The sequence below is a fragment of the Streptomyces sp. URMC 129 genome, assembly GCF_051386415.1.
Taxonomy (GTDB): Bacteria; Actinomycetota; Actinomycetes; order Streptomycetales; family Streptomycetaceae; genus Streptomyces.
Genome location: NZ_JBPQTQ010000007.1, coordinates 34,834 through 52,633 on the forward strand (window position 1 = coordinate 34,834; position 17,800 = coordinate 52,633).

17 protein-coding genes and 1 pseudogene are annotated in these 17,800 nt (G+C 72.2%); 15 read left to right on the forward strand and 3 right to left on the reverse strand.

What is annotated here, in order from left to right; all coding sequences use genetic code 11:
- Nucleotides 1-35: 35 nt before the first annotated feature.
- Nucleotides 36-992 carry a RecB family exonuclease gene (locus tag ACSNOC_RS02950; RefSeq protein WP_436745608.1) on the reverse strand — a complete coding sequence of 319 codons (957 nt, stop codon included), beginning with the start codon at nt 990-992 and terminating at the stop codon, nt 36-38.
- Nucleotides 993-1,151: 159 nt separating this feature from the next.
- Here ACSNOC_RS02950 and ACSNOC_RS02955 point away from each other — a divergent pair, with 159 nt between their 5' ends.
- From ACSNOC_RS02955 to ACSNOC_RS02965, 3 genes are all read left to right on the forward strand, one after another.
- On the forward strand, nt 1,152-2,306 hold the full coding sequence (locus ACSNOC_RS02955; protein WP_436745638.1) for a site-2 protease family protein: 1,155 nt from the start codon (nt 1,152-1,154) through the stop codon (nt 2,304-2,306).
- A gap of 25 nt (nt 2,307-2,331) precedes the next feature.
- Nucleotides 2,332-3,246 carry a tRNA (adenine-N1)-methyltransferase gene (locus tag ACSNOC_RS02960; RefSeq protein WP_436745609.1) on the forward strand — a complete coding sequence of 305 codons (915 nt, stop codon included), beginning with the start codon at nt 2,332-2,334 and terminating at the stop codon, nt 3,244-3,246.
- Nucleotides 3,247-3,365: 119 nt separating this feature from the next.
- On the forward strand, nt 3,366-3,956 hold the full coding sequence (locus ACSNOC_RS02965; RefSeq protein WP_436745610.1) for a hypothetical protein: 591 nt from the start codon (nt 3,366-3,368) through the stop codon (nt 3,954-3,956).
- Between the two features lie 29 nt (nt 3,957-3,985).
- Here ACSNOC_RS02965 and ACSNOC_RS02970 read toward each other — a convergent pair whose 3' ends face one another.
- Complete coding sequence (locus ACSNOC_RS02970) at nt 3,986-4,297, reverse strand: ferredoxin (RefSeq protein ID WP_436745611.1); 312 nt, start codon at nt 4,295-4,297, stop codon at nt 3,986-3,988.
- Between the two features lie 226 nt (nt 4,298-4,523).
- Here ACSNOC_RS02970 and arc point away from each other — a divergent pair, with 226 nt between their 5' ends.
- The 5 genes from arc (at nt 4,524) to prcA (ending at nt 10,152) form a co-directional block, all read left to right on the forward strand.
- On the forward strand, nt 4,524-6,308 hold the full coding sequence (gene arc / locus ACSNOC_RS02975) for a proteasome ATPase (protein WP_436745612.1): 1,785 nt from the start codon (nt 4,524-4,526) through the stop codon (nt 6,306-6,308).
- Nucleotides 6,309-6,473: 165 nt separating this feature from the next.
- On the forward strand, nt 6,474-7,985 hold the full coding sequence (gene dop / locus ACSNOC_RS02980) for a depupylase/deamidase Dop (RefSeq protein ID WP_436745613.1): 1,512 nt from the start codon (nt 6,474-6,476) through the stop codon (nt 7,983-7,985).
- Nucleotides 7,986-8,125: 140 nt separating this feature from the next.
- Nucleotides 8,126-8,344, forward strand: a complete 219-nt coding sequence (locus ACSNOC_RS02985) for a ubiquitin-like protein Pup (RefSeq protein WP_436745614.1) — start codon at nt 8,126-8,128, stop codon at nt 8,342-8,344.
- A 139-nt stretch (nt 8,345-8,483) separates the two neighbouring features.
- A complete protein-coding gene (gene prcB, locus ACSNOC_RS02990; RefSeq protein WP_436745615.1) occupies nt 8,484-9,329 on the forward strand; it encodes a proteasome subunit beta in 846 nt (281 codons plus the stop codon).
- A 55-nt stretch (nt 9,330-9,384) separates the two neighbouring features.
- On the forward strand, nt 9,385-10,152 hold the full coding sequence (prcA, locus tag ACSNOC_RS02995; protein WP_436745616.1) for a proteasome subunit alpha: 768 nt from the start codon (nt 9,385-9,387) through the stop codon (nt 10,150-10,152).
- A gap of 2 nt (nt 10,153-10,154) precedes the next feature.
- On the opposite strand, the pseudogene ACSNOC_RS03000 reads toward prcA, so the two are convergent.
- Nucleotides 10,155-11,198 (reverse strand): annotated as a pseudogene (locus ACSNOC_RS03000) (LacI family DNA-binding transcriptional regulator); the annotation flags it as partial.
- Between the two features lie 69 nt (nt 11,199-11,267).
- On the opposite strand from ACSNOC_RS03000, the gene ACSNOC_RS03005 reads away from it, so the two are divergent.
- From ACSNOC_RS03005 to ACSNOC_RS03035, 7 genes are all read left to right on the forward strand, one after another.
- Complete coding sequence (locus ACSNOC_RS03005) at nt 11,268-12,551, forward strand: MFS transporter (RefSeq protein ID WP_436745617.1); 1,284 nt, start codon at nt 11,268-11,270, stop codon at nt 12,549-12,551.
- A 9-nt stretch (nt 12,552-12,560) separates the two neighbouring features.
- Entirely contained in the window at nt 12,561-13,922 is a 1,362-nt protein-coding gene (gene pafA, locus ACSNOC_RS03010; protein ID WP_436745618.1) for a Pup--protein ligase, read from the forward strand.
- Between the two features lie 107 nt (nt 13,923-14,029).
- Nucleotides 14,030-15,010 carry an FKBP-type peptidyl-prolyl cis-trans isomerase gene (locus tag ACSNOC_RS03015; RefSeq protein ID WP_436745619.1) on the forward strand — a complete coding sequence of 327 codons (981 nt, stop codon included), beginning with the start codon at nt 14,030-14,032 and terminating at the stop codon, nt 15,008-15,010.
- A 50-nt stretch (nt 15,011-15,060) separates the two neighbouring features.
- The gene (locus ACSNOC_RS03020; RefSeq protein ID WP_436745620.1) at nt 15,061-15,435 is read left to right on the forward strand and encodes an FKBP-type peptidyl-prolyl cis-trans isomerase; all 375 of its coding nucleotides are present in this window, start codon (nt 15,061-15,063) and stop codon (nt 15,433-15,435) included.
- Between the two features lie 91 nt (nt 15,436-15,526).
- The gene (locus ACSNOC_RS03025; protein ID WP_436745621.1) at nt 15,527-16,480 is read left to right on the forward strand and encodes a helix-turn-helix transcriptional regulator; all 954 of its coding nucleotides are present in this window, start codon (nt 15,527-15,529) and stop codon (nt 16,478-16,480) included.
- A 28-nt stretch (nt 16,481-16,508) separates the two neighbouring features.
- A complete protein-coding gene (locus ACSNOC_RS03030) occupies nt 16,509-17,477 on the forward strand; it encodes a helix-turn-helix transcriptional regulator (RefSeq protein ID WP_436745622.1) in 969 nt (322 codons plus the stop codon).
- Nucleotides 17,478-17,479: 2 nt separating this feature from the next.
- Entirely contained in the window at nt 17,480-17,707 is a 228-nt protein-coding gene (locus tag ACSNOC_RS03035; protein WP_436745623.1) for a hypothetical protein, read from the forward strand.
- The last annotated feature ends 93 nt before the right edge of the window (nt 17,708-17,800 follow it).

Here is a 17,800-nt window from a genome sequence, read left to right on the forward strand (position 1 = left end):
CGGCGACATCTGCGGCGGCCGTCCCCCATTCTGGCTCACGCGTTCTCGCTCACGGCAGGACCCCGGGCGGTGCCGTGCGCGGCCCCGGCGTCCGCCCCGTCCTCCCCGGCCCGCCCGCCGGGCTCGCCGTCGAGCGGCAGCCGGGGCTGGATCAGCAGCGGATAGGGCGGGGGAGTGCCGCCGAACTCCGGGCAGCGGGACCGGTGATCGCACCAGTCGCACAGCCGCCCCGGCTTCGGCCGCCAGTCACCCGTCTCCGTCGCCCGCCGGATCGCCTCCCACAGCGCCAGCAGCTTCCGCTCCAGGCCCCGCAGGTCCGTCTCGTCCGGGTCGTACGTCAGCACGTCGCCGCTGCCCAGGTAGACGAGCTGCAGCCGGCGCGGGACCGCCCCCCGCAGCCGCCACAGCACCAGCGCGTAGAACTTCATCTGGAAGAGCGCGTCCGCCGCGTACTCCGCCCGCGGCGCCTTGCCCGTCTTGTAGTCGACGATGCGGACCTCGCCCGTCGGGGCCACGTCCACCCGGTCGATCACCCCGCGCAGCCGCAGCCCCGAGTCCAGCCGCGTCTCCACGAACAGCTCGCGCTCGGCGGGCTCCAGCCGTGTCGGGTCCTCCAGCGAGAACCACCGCTCGACCAACTCCTCGGCCTCCGTGAGCCATGTGGCCAGCCGGGCCGCGTCGACCCCGCCCGCCCGGCCGTCCCCGCCGTCCTCCGCGGCGAACAGCCGGGCCAGCTCGGGCCGCTTCGCCAGCAGCCGCTCCCACTCCGCGGCCACCAGCGAACGGGCCCGCCGCGCGTCGCGCTGACCCGCCGGCACGTCGAACACCCGCTCAAGAACGGCGTGGACGACCGTCCCCCGCGTCGCCGCCGGGCTCGGCTCCTCCGGCAGTTTGTCGATCACCCGGAAGCGGTACAGCAGGGGGCACTGCATGAAATCGGCGGCCCGGGAAGGGGAAAGGGAGTCGGGGGGCGTCGCGGAGGAACCGGTCATGGAGCGAACCCTACGGCGCGTCACTGACAGGTAGCCGCATACCATCGACTCCGAGCCCGCGCGCAGGCACGCGCGGGCGCGACGTGACGAGGGGAACCGGTGGGAGACTCCGAGAGCGACAGGCCGCGGCGCCCGGCCGGGCCCGGCGGCGGGCTCCTGATGGGCCGCGTCTTCGGCGTACCGGTCTACGTCGCGCCGAGCTGGTTCCTCGTCGCCGCCCTGATCACCTGGTTCTTCGGCAACCAGCTCGACCGGGTGCTGCCCGGCCTCGGCGGCGGCCGTTACCTCGTCTCCCTCTTCTTCGCCGTCGCCTTCTACGCCTCCGTGCTCGTCCACGAACTGGCCCACACCCTGGCCGCGATCCGCTTCGACCTGCCGGTGCGCCGCATCCAGCTCCAGTTCTTCGGCGGCGTCTCGGAGATCGAGAAGGAATCCCAGAGCCCGGGCCGCGAGTTCGTCCTCGCCGGCGCGGGCCCGCTGCTCTCGCTCGTCCTGTCCGGCGTCTTCTACGCCGCCCTGCTCGCCGTCGAGTCCGACACCGTGCCCGGCGTGCTGCTGGCCGGCCTGATGGTCTCCAACCTCATCGTCGCCGTCTTCAACCTCCTCCCCGGCCTGCCGCTGGACGGCGGCCGGATGCTGCGCGCCGTGGTGTGGCGGCTGTCCGGCAGCCCCATGACGGGCACGGTCGCCGCCGCCTGGACCGGCCGGGTGCTGGCCATCGTCGTCCTCATCGGCTTCCCGCTCGCCACCCACTACGGCGCGGCCGACGACCGCCAGTCGTTCGCCGGCCTGGAGTCCCTCACCGACGCGCTGCTGGCCGCGATCCTCGCCGCCATCATCTGGACCGGCGCGGGCAACAGCCTGCGCATGGCCCGGCTGCGCGAGCGCCTGCCCCGCCTCAACGCCAGGTCCCTGACCCGCCGGGCCGTGCCCGTCACCGCCGAGACCCCGCTCTCCGAGGCGCTGCGCCGCGCCAACGACGCCGGAGCCCGCGCCCTGGTCGTGGTCGACGCCGAGGGCAGCCCGGTCTCCGTCGTCCGCGAGTCCGGCATCGCGGGCGTCCCGCAGCACCGCCGCCCGTGGGTCGCCGTCAGCTCCCTCGCCCAGGACCTCACCGACGGCATGCGCGTCCCCGCCGACCTCGGCGGCGAGGGCCTCCTGGACCACCTGCGGGCCACCCCGGCCACCGAATACCTGGTGGTCGAGGAGACCGGCGAGATCTACGGCGTGCTCTCCACCAGCGACGTCGAACGCGCCTTCATCGACGCGATGGCCCGTCACACCCCCTCGGCGGGAGGGCGGTCAACCGGGTGACCCGGTCTGGACTAGGCTGTCGTCCATGTCCGAACCGACCGGTGCAGCCCGCCGTCGCGGGCCCTTCCAGGTCGGGGACCAGGTCCAGCTCACCGATCCCAAGGGTCGCCACTACACGTTCACGCTCGAAGCGGGGAAGAGCTTCCACACCCACAAGGGAGCCTTCCCGCACGACGAGCTGATCGGCGCGCCCGAGGGGACCGTCGTCCGCACCACCGGAAACGTCGCCTACCTCGCGCTGCGCCCCCTGCTCCCCGACTACGTCCTGTCCATGCCACGCGGCGCCGCCGTCGTCTACCCCAAGGACGCGGGGCAGATCCTGGCGATGGCCGACATCTTCCCCGGCGCCCGCGTGGTCGAGGCCGGCGTCGGCTCCGGCTCGCTGAGCACGTTCCTGCTGCGCGCCATCGGCGACCAGGGCATGCTGCACTCCTACGAGCGGCGGGCCGACTTCGCGGACATCGCCCGGGAGAACGTCACCCGGTACTTCGGCGGGCCGCACCCCGCCTGGTCGCTGACCGTGGGCGACCTCCAGGACCACCTCTCGGACACCGACGTCGACCGCGTCATCCTGGACATGCTCGCGCCCTGGGAGTGCCTGGACGCCGTCTCCAAGGCCCTCGTGCCCGGCGGCATCCTCTGCGCCTACGTCGCCACCACCACGCAGATGGCCCGCACGGTCGAGTCCATCCGCGAGCACGGCACCTTCAACGAGCCGCGCGCCTGGGAGACCATGGTCCGCACCTGGCACGTGGAGGGCCTCGCCGTCCGCCCCGACCACCGCATGATCGGGCACACCGGCTTCCTCCTCACCGCCCGCCGGCTGGCCGACGGGGTGACCCCGCCGCTGCGCCGCCGCCGCCCGGCGCCCGGCGCCTACGGCGCGGACTACACCGGGCCCGGCTCGGGATCCGGCGCGGGTTCCGCCGCCGAGGACTGAGGTCGCGGACCCCGCCGTTCCGCGCCGGTGTGAGATATGGCACGATGCCGACACCTGCTCACGTGCAGGTTCGGCACCGTGTCATTTCTCACACCACTCCCGTCCCAGGAGACCCTCGCGTGCAGCTCCCGGCAGGCCACGACCTTCCGCACACCCGCTCCCGCACCGTCCACTGGCTCGTCACCACCATGTCCCTGGCCGCCGTCACCGGCGCCGCGGCCCTCGTCCAGCCGTCCGGCGCGACCGCGGAACCGGGCACCGCGGCCCCGGCGGATTCCCGGACCGCCTCCCGGGCGGCGCCCGAGCCGCCGCCCGCCCCCGACCCCGACGCCGTGGACTACCCGCTGGAGTGCGGGCCGCTGGGCGTCGTGGTCACCGACCGGGTCACCGTCGACCTCGGCGCGGACGGCCGGCCCGAGACCATCGCGGCGGTCCGCTGCGACGCCGGCTCCGGCACTCCGCCGCACGGCCTGTACCTGCTCACCGGCGGCGGTGCCGCGCGCCTCGCGGAGACCCTGGTGGACCCGGCCGAGGGCATGACCGTGGACGACCTCACGGCGACGGACGAGGGCACCGTCTCGGCGCGGCTCGCCGGATACTCGTCGCTCGACGTCCCGCGCTGCTGCCCCGATCTGCGGCGCGACGTGAGCTGGGTCTGGCAGGACGGGCGCCTGGAGCTGCGGCCGGCCCCGGCGCCCAACAGCATCTGACGCCGCCCCGGGGCGGCGGGCCGGGCGTCCTAGCCGGCGTCCGGCCCGTACACCTCGACGCGGTCGGAGACGCGGCGGACGTGGATGCACTGCCCGGGGCACTCCTTGACGGAGGCCGTCACGTCCCGCAGCAGCGTCAGCGGCACGGGCGCGGTCGCTCCCGGCGCGGTCAGCAGGTCGGCCTCGGCGCCGGGCGCGGCCGGCGGCTTCACATAGGCAAGTCCGTCGATGTCCAGCTCGAACACCTCCGGGGCATACTGGGCACAGATCCCGTCCCCCGTGCAGAGGTCCTGATCGATCCAGACCTCAAGCTCCTCGGTGGCTTCGTTCTGCGCGGTCATATGGCCTACCGTTCCTCGTAGGTGCGAATCAAAGAGAGCCATGCCTGACGGCTGTTGACCGGTTACGACCATACAGCGGCCAGCTTTCCGATGGAGAAGCGTGGGTATTCCCCTGGCGTGAGGGAGTGCGCAAGGGTGAAGATCGGACACCACCCCGACCGTCTTTGTGATCTAGGGGTTTCGAACTGCACCGGTCCAGGTAGGGTCTGGAAGCGTCCAGCTCCCCTTGGAGGAGGTGAGGACCGTGGTATCCCAGAATGACGACAGCAACCGCGGCATCCGGCCCGGTCGGGGTTCCGACGACCCGGCCCGGCAGATTGCCGACCTTGAGCAGGAGATCACCGTCCTGCGCCGCAAGCTGGCCGACTCTCCGCGGCACACTCGGATTCTCGAGGAGCGGATCGTCGAGCTGCAGACCAATCTGGCGGGCGTGTCGGCGCAGAACGAGCGACTGGCAAGCACGCTGCGTGAGGCGCGCGACCAGATCGTCGCCCTGAAGGAGGAAGTCGACCGGCTCGCCCAGCCGCCGTCCGGCTTCGGCGTTTTCCTGCGCGCCAACGAGGACGGCACGGCCGACATCTTCACCGGTGGCCGCAAGCTCCGGGTGAACGTCAGCCCCGGCATCGAGGTGGCGGACCTCAGGCGCGGCCAGGAGGTCATGCTCAACGAGGCGCTCAACGTCGTCGCCGCGATGGAGTTCGAGAGCGCCGGTGACATCGTCACGCTCAAGGAAGTCCTCGAGGACGGCGAGCGGGCCCTGGTGGTCGGCCACACCGACGAGGAACGCGTGGTCAAGCTCGCCGACCCGCTGATGGACGTGACGCTGCGGGCGGGCGACGCCCTCCTGCTCGAGCCCAGGTCCGGGTACGTCTACGAGGTCGTGCCCAAGAGCGAGGTCGAGGAGCTCGTCCTCGAAGAGGTCCCCGACATCGACTACACGCAGATCGGCGGCCTCGGCGGCCAGATCGAGATGATCAGGGACGCCGTCGAGCTGCCGTACCTCCACCCGGACCTGTTCCGCGAGCACGAGCTGCGTCCGCCCAAGGGCGTCCTGCTCTACGGCCCGCCCGGCTGCGGCAAGACGCTGATCGCCAAGGCCGTCGCCAACTCGCTGGCGAAGAAGGTCGCGGAGGTCACCGGCAAGCCCGCGGGGAAGAGCTTCTTCCTCAACATCAAGGGCCCCGAGCTGCTGAACAAGTACGTCGGCGAGACCGAGCGGCACATCCGGCTGGTCTTCCAGCGGGCCCGCGAGAAGGCGAGCGAGGGCACGCCCGTCATCGTCTTCTTCGACGAGATGGACTCCCTCTTCCGCACCCGCGGCTCGGGCGTGAGCTCGGATGTGGAGAACACCATCGTTCCGCAGCTCCTCTCCGAGATCGACGGCGTGGAGGGCCTGGAGAACGTCATCGTCATCGGTGCCTCGAACCGCGAGGACATGATCGACCCGGCGATCCTCCGCCCGGGCCGACTCGACGTGAAGATCAAGATCGAGCGCCCGGACGCGGAGGCCGCGCGCGACATCTTCTCCAAGTACCTCACACCGACGCTGCCGCTCCACGCGGAGGACCTGTCGGAGCACAACGGCAGCCGCCAGGCCACGGTCGAGGGCATGATCCAGACCGTCGTGGAGCAGATGTACGCCGAGACCGAGGAGAACCGCTTCCTGGAGGTCACCTACGCCAACGGTGACAAGGAGATCCTGTACTTCAAGGACTTCAACTCCGGCGCCATGATCCAGAACATCGTGGACCGGGCGAAGAAGATGGCGATCAAGGATTTCCTGGACCACGACCAGAAGGGTCTGCGCGTCTCCCACCTGCTCGCCGCGTGCGTGGACGAGTTCAAGGAGAACGAGGACCTGCCCAACACGACCAACCCGGACGACTGGGCCCGCATCTCCGGCAAGAAGGGCGAGCGGATCGTCTTCATCCGCACCCTCGTCACCGGCAAGCAGGGCGGCGACACCGGCCGGTCGATCGACACGGTGGCGAACACCGGTCAGTACCTGTAGCGCACACAGCGTCCGGCTGCGGGGTCCGCGAGGGCTCCGCAGCCGGACGTTTTCCCTGACAGTCCCAAGGAAACCCGCAGTGATCTCCGCAGCGCAGGCCGTGTCCCCTAGGCTCGTATCCGGCGGTGGCACGATGGAGGGTCGCCGCTGGCCAAGGAGGGCTTCATGACTGTACGGCGAGTGATGGGCATCGAAACCGAGTACGGCGTCTCCGTTCCGGGGCACCCGAACGCCAACGCCATGCTCACCTCCTCCCAGGTCGTGAACGCGTACGCGGCGGCCATGCACCGCGCCCGGCGCGCCCGCTGGGACTTCGAGGAGGAGAACCCGCTCCGCGACGCCCGTGGCTTCGACCTGGCCCGGGACAACGCCGACGCCAGCCAGCTCACGGACGAGGACATCGGCCTGGCGAACGTCATCCTGACGAACGGCGCCCGGCTCTACGTGGACCACGCGCACCCCGAGTACAGCGCCCCCGAGACGACCAGCCCGATGGACGCCCTGCTGTGGGACAAGGCGGGCGAGCGCATCATGGCCGAGGCGGCCCGGCGCGCCGCCGAGGTTCCCGGCGCCCAGCCGATCCACCTCTACAAGAACAACACCGACAACAAGGGCGCCTCCTACGGCACGCACGAGAACTACCTGATGAAGCGGGAGACCGCCTTCTCGGACATCGTGCGCCACCTGACCCCCTTCTTCGTCTCCCGCCAGGTCGTCTGCGGCGCCGGCCGGGTCGGCGTCGGCCAGGACGGCAGCGAGCACGGCTTCCAGATCAGCCAGCGCGCGGACTACTTCGAGGTCGAGGTCGGCCTGGAGACGACGCTCAAACGGCCCATCATCAACACCCGCGACGAGCCGCACGCCGACGCCGAGCGCTACCGCAGGCTCCACGTGATCATCGGCGACGCCAACCTCGCCGAGATCTCCACCTACCTCAAGCTGGGCACCACCGCGCTGGTCCTGTCGATGATCGAGGACGGGTTCATCGCCGTCGACCTCGCCGTCGACCAGCCGGTGCGCACTCTGCACCGGGTCAGTCACGACCCGACCCTCAAGGAGCTGGTGACGCTGCGCAGCGGGCGGACGCTGACCGCCGTCCAGCTCCAGATGGAGTACTACGAGCTGGCCCGCAAGTATGTGGAGGAGCGCTGGGGCGCCGACGCCGACGCGCAGACCACGGACGTCCTCAGCCGCTGGGAGGACGTGCTCACCCGCCTGGAGCGGGACCCGATGAGCCTGTCCCGGGAGCTGGACTGGGTGGCCAAGCGGGAGCTGATGGAGGGCTACCGCCGCCGCGACGGCCTGGGCTGGGAGGCGGCCCGCCTGCACCTGGTGGACCTGCAGTACGCCGACGTCCGCCCCGACAAGGGCCTCTACAACCGCCTGGCGGCCCGTGGCCGGATGACCCGGCTGCTGTCGGACGAGGACGTCCTGCGGGCCCAGAGCAACCCGCCGGAGGACACCAGGGCCTATTTCCGGGGCCGCTGCCTGGAGCAGTACGCGGACGACGTGGCCGCGGCCTCCTGGGACTCTGTGATCTTCGACCTGCCGGGCCGCGACTCCCTCCAGCGGGTGCCCACCATGGACCCGCTGCGCGGGACGAAGGAGCACGTCAAGGACTTGCTGGACCGCTGCTCGACGGCCGAGGAGCTGGTCCGCGCGCTCTCCGGCGGCTGATTTTCCGCTGATCCGGGAATCATGGAGGTAGTCCCCGGACGTTGTAGGAGACAGCACGCGTGGAGCAACGAAAGGCCGATGTCAGCCCCGGCTAGTAGGGTCTGATCTTGTCACGTCGAACTGAGCATGGGGTGAGGGAGATGGCGACCAAGGACACCGGCGGCGGCCAGCAGAGGGCGTCGCGCACCAGTGAAGAGACCGAGGAGCAGACCCAGGAGGCGGAGGTCTCCGAGGACCTCAAGGAGCGCCAGGAAGCCCTGACGGACGATGTCGACTCCGTCCTCGACGAGATCGACGAGGTCCTGGAGTCGAACGCGGAGGACTTCGTCCGCAGCTTCGTCCAGAAGGGCGGCCAGTAGTCCCGGCCGCGGAGACCATCCGCGACCCGTGTGGATCATCGTCATGTGACGGGTAGGGTCCCTCGCATACGCCGCCGCTGCCCCGGCCGCACCGCCGGACCGGGGCAGCGGACCGTTTCTCCTACCTGGAAGGAATCCTGTGGCAGCCAACTCGCACGACCAGGGGCGCCTCCCGGCAGCCTTCCTCAGGCCGGGGTCTTCCTCTTTCCTCGACTTCCTGTCCGACTACGCGCCCGAGCGGCTCCCCGGCGCCCGGCTGCTGCCGCCGATCGAGGGCGCGGTCGAGGCCGTGCACGGCACCACGATCGTCGCGGCCACCTTCGCCGGCGGCGTGATCCTCGCCGGTGACCGCAGGGCCACGATGGGCAACATGATCGCCCAGCGCGACGTGGAGAAGGTCTTCCCGGCCGACGAGTTCTCCGCGGTCGGCATCGCCGGCACGGCCGGCCTGGCCGTCGAGCTGGTCAAGCTGTTCCAGCTGGAGCTGGAGCACTTCGAGAAGGTCGAGGGGCACGTCCTGTCCCTGGAGGGCAAGGCCAACCGGCTGTCCACGATGATCCGGGGGAACCTGGGGATGGCCATGCAGGGCCTGGCCGTCGTCCCGATGTTCGCCGGGTACGACCTGGAGCGGGAGAAGGGCCGGATCTTCTCCTACGACGTGACCGGCGGCCGGTCCGAGGAGCTGGGCTTCGCCGCCGTCGGCTCCGGGTCGATCTTCGCCCGCGGCTCGCTGAAGAAGCTGCACCGCCCCGACCTGACCGAGCAGCAGACGGCCACCGCCGTCGTCCAGGCGCTGTACGACGCGGCGGACGACGACTCGGCCACGGGCGGACCCGATCTTGCCCGCCGGATCTTCCCCATCGTCACGGTGATCACCGAGGATGGGTTCCGCAGGCTCACCGAGGCCGAGGTCTCCGAGATCGCCAGGACCGTGCACGAGGGCCGTCTCCAGCTGCCCAACGGGCCGCAGGCTCCGGTTCTGTAGATTCCGCCGCGGTAGAGCTGAAGACTTCTGACGGACAGGAAGGGACGAGTAGCCGGTGTCGACGCCGTTCTATGTCTCACCCCAGCAGGCCATGGCCGACCGCGCCGAGTACGCCCGCAAGGGCATCGCGCGCGGGCGGAGCCTGGTCGTGCTGCAGTACGCCGACGGCATCGTGTTCGTCGCCGAGAACCCCTCGCGCGCGCTGCACAAGGTGAGCGAGATCTATGACCGGATCGCCTTCGCGGCGACCGGGAAGTACAACGAGTACGAGAGCCTGCGCATCGGCGGCACGCGCTACGCCGACCTGCGCGGGTACACGTACGACCGCGAGGACGTGACCGCCCGGGGGCTGGCCAACCTCTACGCCCAGACGCTGGGCAACATCTTCTCCAGCGCGGCGGAGAAGCCGTACGAGGTGGAGCTGCTGGTCGCCGAGGTCGGCGAGTCGCCCGCGGACGACGAGATCTACCGGCTGCCGCACGACGGCTCGATCATCGACGAGCACGGCTCGGTGGCCGTCGGCGGGAACTCGGACCAGATCGGCAGCTACCTGGGCCAGCGGCACCGGGACGACATGGACCTGGGCGAGGCCCTGCGCCTGGCCGTCGAGTCCCTGACCCGGGACAGCAACGGCGGCGAGCGCGAGCTGACCGCCGACCAGCTGGAGGTGGCGGTCCTGGACCGGACCCGTCCGCAGCAGCGGAAGTTCAAGCGCCTGCCGGGCCGCCAGCTCGCCCGCCTCCTGCAGGAGGGCGGCGAGGCCGGCTCCGCCGCCGGGCAGGAGCCGGAGCCGGAGCAGGAGAGCGGCTCCGAGCAGGACTGAGCGGCGTCACGACCCCGAGCGGTGGAGCCCCGCGCGGCCAGGGTGACCGGGAGGACCGTGGTGCCCCGGGACCGGCCGGTGACGGCGGTCAGCAGGGCGCGCATCCCGGCCGCGCCCAGCTCCTCGGCGGGCAGGGTGACCGTGGTCAGCTCCGGCTCGACCGCCGTCGCCACGGTCAGGTCGTCGAAGCCCGTCACGGAGACGTCCTCGGGCACCCGCAGCCCGAGCCGCCGCGCGGCCTTGCAGGCGCCCACCGCCAGCAGGTCGTCGTCGCACACCAGCGCCGTCGGCCGGTGCGGTCCGGCCCCGGCCAGCAGCCGCCCGGCCGCGGCCAGGCCGCCGGCCACGTCGATCGGCGCCCGTTCCGTGCGCAGGAGCTCTGCGCCGGGCCCCGCGGCCAGCTCCTCGGCCAGCACCCGGGCCCGGACGCCGAACGTCCAGGAGTCCACGTCCGCCGCGAGGTGGGCGAAGCGGCGGTGGCCGAGGCCGAGCAGGTGCCCGGCCACCAGCCGCATGCCCGCGGCGATGTCCGGGTTCACCGTCGCGGACGCCTGACCGTCCGGCTCGCTGTCCAGCATCACCAGCGGCAGCCCGCCCTCCCGCAGCGCGGCCAGCGCCCCCACGGCCATCGAGGAGGCCAGCACGCCGTCGAGCGCGGCGCTCGCGGAGGCGAACGGGTCGCGGGCCGGGCCGACGCCCTCCGGCGACGGGTAGAGCACCACCCCGACGTCGTGCTCGGCGGCCACCCGGGCGGCGCCGGCGTGCATCCGCGCGAAGAACTCGTTGGTCAGCGCGGGCACCACCACCAGGACCGTGCGGCTGCGGCCGAGCCGCAGGCTGCGCGCCGCCAGGTTCGGCCGGTAGCCCAGCTCCCGCGCGGCGGCCCGCACCGCCTCGGCGCGGGCCGGGGAGACCCGGCCCCGCCAGCGGTCGCCGAGCACCAGCGAGACGGTCGCCTGGGACACCCCGGCGTGCTGGGCGACGTCCCGGCTGGTGGGCCTCGGCGGGGTGGTGTCGCTCACGGTCGCTCGCCTGCCTGCCCTCACGTCTGCCGGAATCCGGCCATCGTACGTACACTGGCCAGGTTATACGTAACACGTGCGGGGAGTGAGGCCATGGCCACGGGCTATCTGGAGCTGCTGCGGGCGCGCCACGTGCTGCGGCTGCTGACCGGCACGCTGGTCGGCCGCCTGCCCAACGCGACAGCGCCACTGGCCATCGTCCTGTTCACCCGGGCGGAGGGCGGCGGCTACTCGCTGGCCGGGGCCCTCGCCGCCGTCTACGGGCTGGCCACCGCCGTCGGCCAGCCGCTGCTGGGACGCCTGGTCGACCTGTACGGGCAGGTGCGGGTGATCCTGCCCGCCGCCGCGCTCTCCGGGCTGGCCATGGCCCTGTTCGCCCTCGTGGGCACCGGCCCGCTGCCGTGGGCGGTCGCCGCCATCCTGGTCGCCGGCCTGGCCACCCCGCCCCTGGAGGGCAGCCTGCGGGCGCTGTGGCCCAGCGTGCTCGACCGGGGCGACAAGGTGCACCGCGCCTACGCGCTGGACGCGGTGGCGCAGGAGGTCATGTTCGCGGGCGGGCCGCTCGTGGTGATGCTCCTGGTCGCCGTCCGGTCGGAGGCCGCGGCCCTGCTGGTGATCAACGCGCTCGGCGTCCTCGGCGCGCTCTCCGTCGTCCTCGGCGCGCTCTCCGTCGTCCTCTCCCGCCCGTCCCGGCACTGGCGCGGCGCCCCGCGCGAGGCGCACTGGCTGGGCGCCCTGCGCTCGCCCGGGCTGCTCGCCCTGCTCGGCTGCTTCTTCTTCGTCGGCGCGGCCCTGGGCGCCATCTCCGTCGCCGCCGTGGCCTACGCCGACGCGCGCGGCGACGAGGTGGTCGCCAGCTACCTGCTCTCCGCGCTCGGCGGCGGCGCCCTGGTCGGCGGCCTCTGGTACGGCGCGCGGCACTGGGGCGGGGAGCCGGAGCCACGGCTGCGGCTGCTGGTGGCCGCCCTGGCGGCCGGCTATCTGCCGCTGCTCGCCACCCCCGGCTCGGTGCCCCTGATGAGCCTGCTCGCCGGTGTCTCGGGCCTGTTCCTCGCGCCCGCGCTGGCCTGCGCCTTCGTGGTCATCGACCGGCACGCCCCGGCGGGGACCGTCACCGAGGCGTTCTCCTGGCTGGTGACCACCTTCGGCGTCGGGGCGGCGGTCGGGACCGCGGTGGTCGGCCCGGCCGTCGAGTGGGGCCGCGATCCGGCGGGTTTCGCGGTGGCGGCCCTGGCCGGCGGGCTGGCCCTGCTGGTGCTGATCGCCACGCGCCGTGTTCTCGCTGCTCCCGGGCGTGCGCGCGTTTCGGCGCCCGAATCGCGAAATGATCGAAACGCCGCACTCGAACCCGGTTTCAGATCCGGGCATCAGGCGTAATGTTCACTCATGGATCGCCGAATCTTCGGGCTGGAGAACGAGTACGGCGTCACCTGCACGTTCCGCGGGCAGCGACGGCTGTCCCCGGACGAAGTGGCGCGGTACCTCTTCCGCCGAGTCGTGTCATGGGGTCGCAGCAGCAACGTGTTCCTGCGCAACGGCGCCCGGCTGTATCTGGACGTCGGCTCGCACCCCGAATACGCGACGCCCGAGTGTGACAACGTCACCGAGCTCATCACCCACGACAAGGCTGGTGAGCGCATTCTCGAAGGTCTGCTCGTGGACGCCGAACGCAGGCTGCACGAGGAGGGCATCGCAGGCGACGTCTACCTGTTCAAGAACAACACCGACTCCGCGGGCAACTCGTACGGGTGCCACGAGAACTATCTGGTGGCCCGGCACGGCGAATTCTCCCGGCTCGCGGACGTGCTCATCCCCTTCCTCGTCACCCGCCAATTGATCTGCGGCGCCGGAAAAGTCCTCCAGACGCCGCGCGGCGCGGTTTTCTGCGTCAGCCAGCGCGCCGAGCACATCTGGGAGGGCGTGAGCTCCGCGACCACCCGCTCGCGCCCCATCATCAACACCCGCGACGAGCCGCACGCCGACGCCGAGCGCTACCGCAGGCTGCACGTCATCGTCGGCGACTCGAACATGTCGGAGACGACCATGCTGCTCAAGGTCGGGGCCACCGACCTGGTGCTGCGCATGATCGAGGCCGGCACGGTCATGCGCGACCTCACCCTGGAGAACCCGATCCGGGCCATCCGCGAGGTCAGCCACGACATCACCGGCCAGCGCAAGGTGCGGCTCGCCACCGGGCGGGAGGCGTCGGCGCTGGAGATCCAGCAGGAGTACTTCGACAAGGCGCTCGACTTCTGCGAGCGCCGGGGCATGCGCACCGGCATCACCGAACAGGTGCTGGAGCTGTGGGGCCGGGCCCTGGAGTCCATCCGTGCGCAGGAGTTCGACAAGATCAACACCGAGATCGACTGGGTCATGAAGTACCAGCTCATCGAGCGGTACCGGGCCAAGCACAACCTGACCATGTCGCACCCGCGGGTCGCGCAGATAGACCTCGCGTACCACGACATCCACCGCAGGCGCGGGCTGTACTACCTGCTGGAGCGCAAGGGGCAGGCGCAGCGCGTGTGCAACGACCTGAAGATCTTCCAGGGCAAGTCGGTGCCCCCGCAGACCACGCGGGCCAGGCTCCGGGGCGACTTCATCCGCCGCGCCCAGGAGCAGCGGCGGGACTTCACCGTGGACTGGGTGCACCTGAAGCTGAACGACCAGGCGCAGCGCACCGTGCTGTGCAAGGACCCCTTCCGGTCGGTGGACGAGCGGGTGGAGAAGCTGATCGCCGGCATGTGACGGGCGGGCCGGACGACGCCGCCCGACGCGTGGGGCGGCGGAGGCCGTAGGGTGGGGCGGGACCAGCGGGGTCCCGCCCCGGCCGTGCCTACCGCCAAGTTGGACAGATGATCCTCACCAAACGTGCGCGCCGCATCGTCGCGGTGCTGGCCGTTCCCGCCCTCCTGGTGGGCGCGGCTGCCTGTGGTTCCGACGACTCCGGCTCCGCGGCCTCCGACGGACCGGTGGCCTCCGTGTCGGGCGAGCCCGGCCGTCAGCCGGAGATCACGGTCGAGAAGGACGCCGAGTTCGGCGCGGAGACCGTGACCGAGGTCCTCACCGAGGGCGACGGCCCCGCGGTCGCCGAAGGCGACTTCGTCCGCGTCGACGTCCTGGGCCGGATCGCCAACGCCGACCTGGAGCTGCTCAACACCTGGGCCGCCGAGGGCGGCGAGGGCGACACCCGCACCCAGTACGTCATCCAGCCGGGCGTGGAGTCGACCCTGCCGCAGACCGCCACCGAGTCGCTGGTCGGCAAGAAGGTGGGCAGCCGGGTCCTCGTCGAGGGCCGGGTCAGCGAGATGCTCGGCGCCGGGGCCGAGCAGGCCGGCATCCCGGCCGACGACGGCGTGGTCTGGGTCTTCGACATCGCGGCCACGGCCGCCGTCGACCCGCAGGGCGAGGCCGAGGGCGAGCAGGCCGCGGCCGAGGACGGCATGCCCGAGGTGGAGGCGCCCAGCCAGGAGCCCGCCACGATCACCATGCCCGAGGGCGAGGACCCGCCGGCGGAGCTCCGGGAGCAGGTCCTCATCGAGGGCGACGGCGCCGAGGTGGAGGCCGGCCAGGGCCTGGTCGTGCAGTACACCGGTGTCCTGTGGGACGGCGGTGAGAAGTTCGACTCCTCCTGGGACCGGGACATGGCGTCCGGCTTCCAGATCGGCACCAATTCGGTCATCCCGGGCTGGGACCAGGGACTGGTCGGCAAGCACGTGGGCGACCGGGTGCTGCTGGTCATCCCGCCCGACCTGGCATACGGCCCGGAGGGCAACAGCAGCATCCCCGGCGACGCCACCCTGGTCTTCGTCGTCGACATCATCGGCACGGTCTGACCGCCGCCGCGGCGGCCCGTCACACAGCGACAGTCGTAGGAGAGTTTTCCGTGAGCATCGACAAGCCCGAGATCGACTTCCCCGGCGGTGAGCCGCCGGCCGACCTGGAGATCAAGGACATCTGGGAGGGCGAGGGCCCGGTGGCCCAGGCGGGCGCGCAGGTCTCCGTGCACTACGTCGGCGTCTCGTTCAGCAGCGGCGAGGAGTTCGACGCGAGCTGGAACCGCGGCACCCCGCTGCGCTTCCAGCTCGGCGCCGGCCAGGTCATCCCCGGCTGGGACCGCGGCGTGCAGGGCATGCGGGTCGGCGGCCGGCGGCAGCTCACCATCCCGCCGCACCTGGCCTACGGGGACGCCGGTGCCGGCGGTGGCCGGATCAAGCCGGGCGAGACCCTGATCTTCGTCTGCGACCTGGTCTCGGCCTGATCCGAACAAGCGGTACGGTGGGCCCATCCCCTGCGGGATGGGCCCACCGCGTTCGCGCAGCCGGGGAGTTGAGGAGGGAGGGCGCGCGCCGATGGCCATTGCCAAGGCCGAGAGGCTGATGAACCTTGCCCTGTGCCTGCTGGGCACGGGCCGCCCCCTGAGCAAGCGGGAGCTGCGGACCTCCATCGAGGCGTACATTGAGGTCGCCTCCGAGGACGCCTTCAACCGGATGTTCGAGCGTGACAAGGACGACCTGCGCGAGCTGGGCATGGTCATCGAGACGGTCGAGAGCGTCGACGGCGACGTCGGCTACGTCGCCCGCCGCGACCGCAACCAGCTCCCGCCCGTCACCCTCGACGCGGAGGAGGCCGCCGCGCTGGGACTGGCCGCCCGGGTCTGGCAGCAGGCCAGGCTCGCCGGGGCCGCCAGCGGCGCCCTGCAGAAGCTGCGGGCCGCGGGCATGCCGCTGGCCGAGGAGGAGCGGGAGACCTACAGCGCCCTGGAGCCGCGGGTCCCGGCCGGCGAGGCCGCGTTCGAGCCCCTGATGATCGCCTGCCGCGACCGGCGGCCGGTCACCTTCGCGTACCGCAAGTCCAACGCCGTCCGCCCCGACACCCGGCAGGTCGAGCCGTGGGCCCTGGAGTGCTGGCGCGGCCACTGGTACCTCGCCGGGCACGACCGCGACCGCGGCGCCCCGCGTGTCTTCCGCCTCTCCCGGATCGTGGGCCGTGTCCGGTCCCGCTCCGGTGCCTTCACCGCGGAGGTCCCCGACCACGTCGCCCTCCGGGAGAGCGTCGCCCGGTGGGCGGGGGAGCACGCCACGGCCCAGGCGCGGATCAGGCTGCGCGGCGGGTCGGGATACCCGCTGCGGGCCCGCGCCACCCGGATCACCGCCGTGGACGGCGACTGGGACGAGCTGGAGATCCCCTACGGACACGGACTCGGGGCGTGGCTCGCCGAGTTCGGCCCCGACGTGCTCGTGCTGGAGCCAGCCGAGCTGCGGGCGGACGTGGTGGACCGGCTGCGCGCGGTCGCCAAGGGCTGAGCGGGCCGGAGAGGGGAGAGGAGCGGACATGGCGACCACCGCCATCGACAGGACGCGGCGGATGCTGTCGCTCGTGACGTATCTGCGCGAGCGCCCCGGCGCCCGGGTGGACGAGGTGGCGCGGGCCTTCGGGATCTCCGAGGACGAGCTGATCTCCGACCTCAACGTGCTGCCCATGTGCGGCACCAGCTTCCGCGGCGGCGACCTGCTCGACATCGACACCGACGGCGAGCACATCTGGTGGCACAACGCGGACGCCGTCGGCTCCGGCACCGGCCAGCCGCTGCGGCTCGCCGCCGACGAGGCCACCGCCCTGCTCGTGGCGGCCCGCGCGGTGGCCACCCTGCCGGGCCTGCGGGACGGCGACCGCGACGCGCTGCTGCGGGCCACGGCCAAGCTGGAGGCGGCGGCCGGGGAGAGCGCCGGCGCCAGCTCCCGGCTGTCGGTCACCTTCGAGGCCGAGGGCGGGGTCTTCGCGGTCGTCGACCGGGCCATCACCGAGCGCCGCAGGCTGCTGATCCGCTACTACTCGCCGGGCCGCGACGAGCTGACCGACCGGGAGATCGACCCGATCCGGCTCTTCGCCCTGGGCCACACCTATGTCGAGGCGTGGTGCCGCAGGACGGAGGCGCGCCGCACGTTCCGGCTGGACCGCGTGGCCCGCATCGAGCTGCTCGACACGCCGGCCGACCCGCCGCCCGTCGAGCCGCGTGACCTGAGCGAGGGGCTGGTGCAGCCGGCGCCCACGGACCCCGAGGTCGTGATCGAGGTGGGCCCCGGCGGCCGGTGGGTCGCGGAGTACTATCCGCACGACACGGCCGAGGAGCTGCCCGACGGCGGCCTGCGGGTGACGCTGCGCACCCCGGACCCGGCCACGCTGCGCCGGCTGGCGCTGCGGCTCGGCGGCGACGGCCGGATCGTCTCCCCGCCCGAGCTGGCGGACAGCGCCAGGGCCGCGGCCCGCGCCGCCCTGGACCTGTACGAGGAGATCCCCTAGCGATGTTCTGGCCGATGTTCCAGCTCACGCTGGCCTTCTGCGGGGTCGCCGTCCTCGCGGTGCTCGCCGTCCTGGTCGGTGTCGAGGTCCGCCGGTTCGCGCGGGCGGTCGGCGACAGCGCGGAGCGGATCAGCCGGGCCGTGGACGAGCTGGAACGGTCCGCCGCGCCGCTGGCCGCCCGCGGGGGTGCGGTCCGCCGGGCCTACGGCGGAGCGGACGAGGAAGAATAGGCCGACGTCCAAGGATTGCCCGGTGTTCATCGTCGGGCGCTAAAATTGCGCCTCGTGCCGCCGGCCGGGAAACATCCGGGGGCCGGCACGGCG

Excerpts from the sequence above, each read along its gene's own strand:
- ACSNOC_RS02950 (WP_436745608.1), bottom strand. The coding sequence starts at position 992 with ATGACCGGTTCCTCCGCGACGCCCCCCGACTCCCTTTCCCCTTCCCGG.
- ACSNOC_RS02955 (WP_436745638.1), top strand. The coding sequence starts at position 1,152 with ATGGGCCGCGTCTTCGGCGTACCGGTCTACGTCGCGCCGAGCTGGTTC.
- ACSNOC_RS02960 (WP_436745609.1), top strand. The coding sequence starts at position 2,332 with ATGTCCGAACCGACCGGTGCAGCCCGCCGTCGCGGGCCCTTCCAGGTC.
- ACSNOC_RS02970 (WP_436745611.1), bottom strand. The coding sequence starts at position 4,297 with ATGACCGCGCAGAACGAAGCCACCGAGGAGCTTGAGGTCTGGATCGAT.
- dop (WP_436745613.1), top strand. The coding sequence starts at position 6,474 with ATGACTGTACGGCGAGTGATGGGCATCGAAACCGAGTACGGCGTCTCC.
- ACSNOC_RS02985 (WP_436745614.1), top strand. The coding sequence starts at position 8,126 with ATGGCGACCAAGGACACCGGCGGCGGCCAGCAGAGGGCGTCGCGCACC.
- ACSNOC_RS03005 (WP_436745617.1), top strand. The coding sequence starts at position 11,268 with ATGGCCACGGGCTATCTGGAGCTGCTGCGGGCGCGCCACGTGCTGCGG.
- pafA (WP_436745618.1), top strand. The coding sequence starts at position 12,561 with ATGGATCGCCGAATCTTCGGGCTGGAGAACGAGTACGGCGTCACCTGC.
- ACSNOC_RS03015 (WP_436745619.1), top strand. The coding sequence starts at position 14,030 with ATGATCCTCACCAAACGTGCGCGCCGCATCGTCGCGGTGCTGGCCGTT.
- ACSNOC_RS03025 (WP_436745621.1), top strand. The coding sequence starts at position 15,527 with ATGGCCATTGCCAAGGCCGAGAGGCTGATGAACCTTGCCCTGTGCCTG.
- ACSNOC_RS03030 (WP_436745622.1), top strand. The coding sequence starts at position 16,509 with ATGGCGACCACCGCCATCGACAGGACGCGGCGGATGCTGTCGCTCGTG.
- ACSNOC_RS03035 (WP_436745623.1), top strand. The coding sequence starts at position 17,480 with ATGTTCTGGCCGATGTTCCAGCTCACGCTGGCCTTCTGCGGGGTCGCC.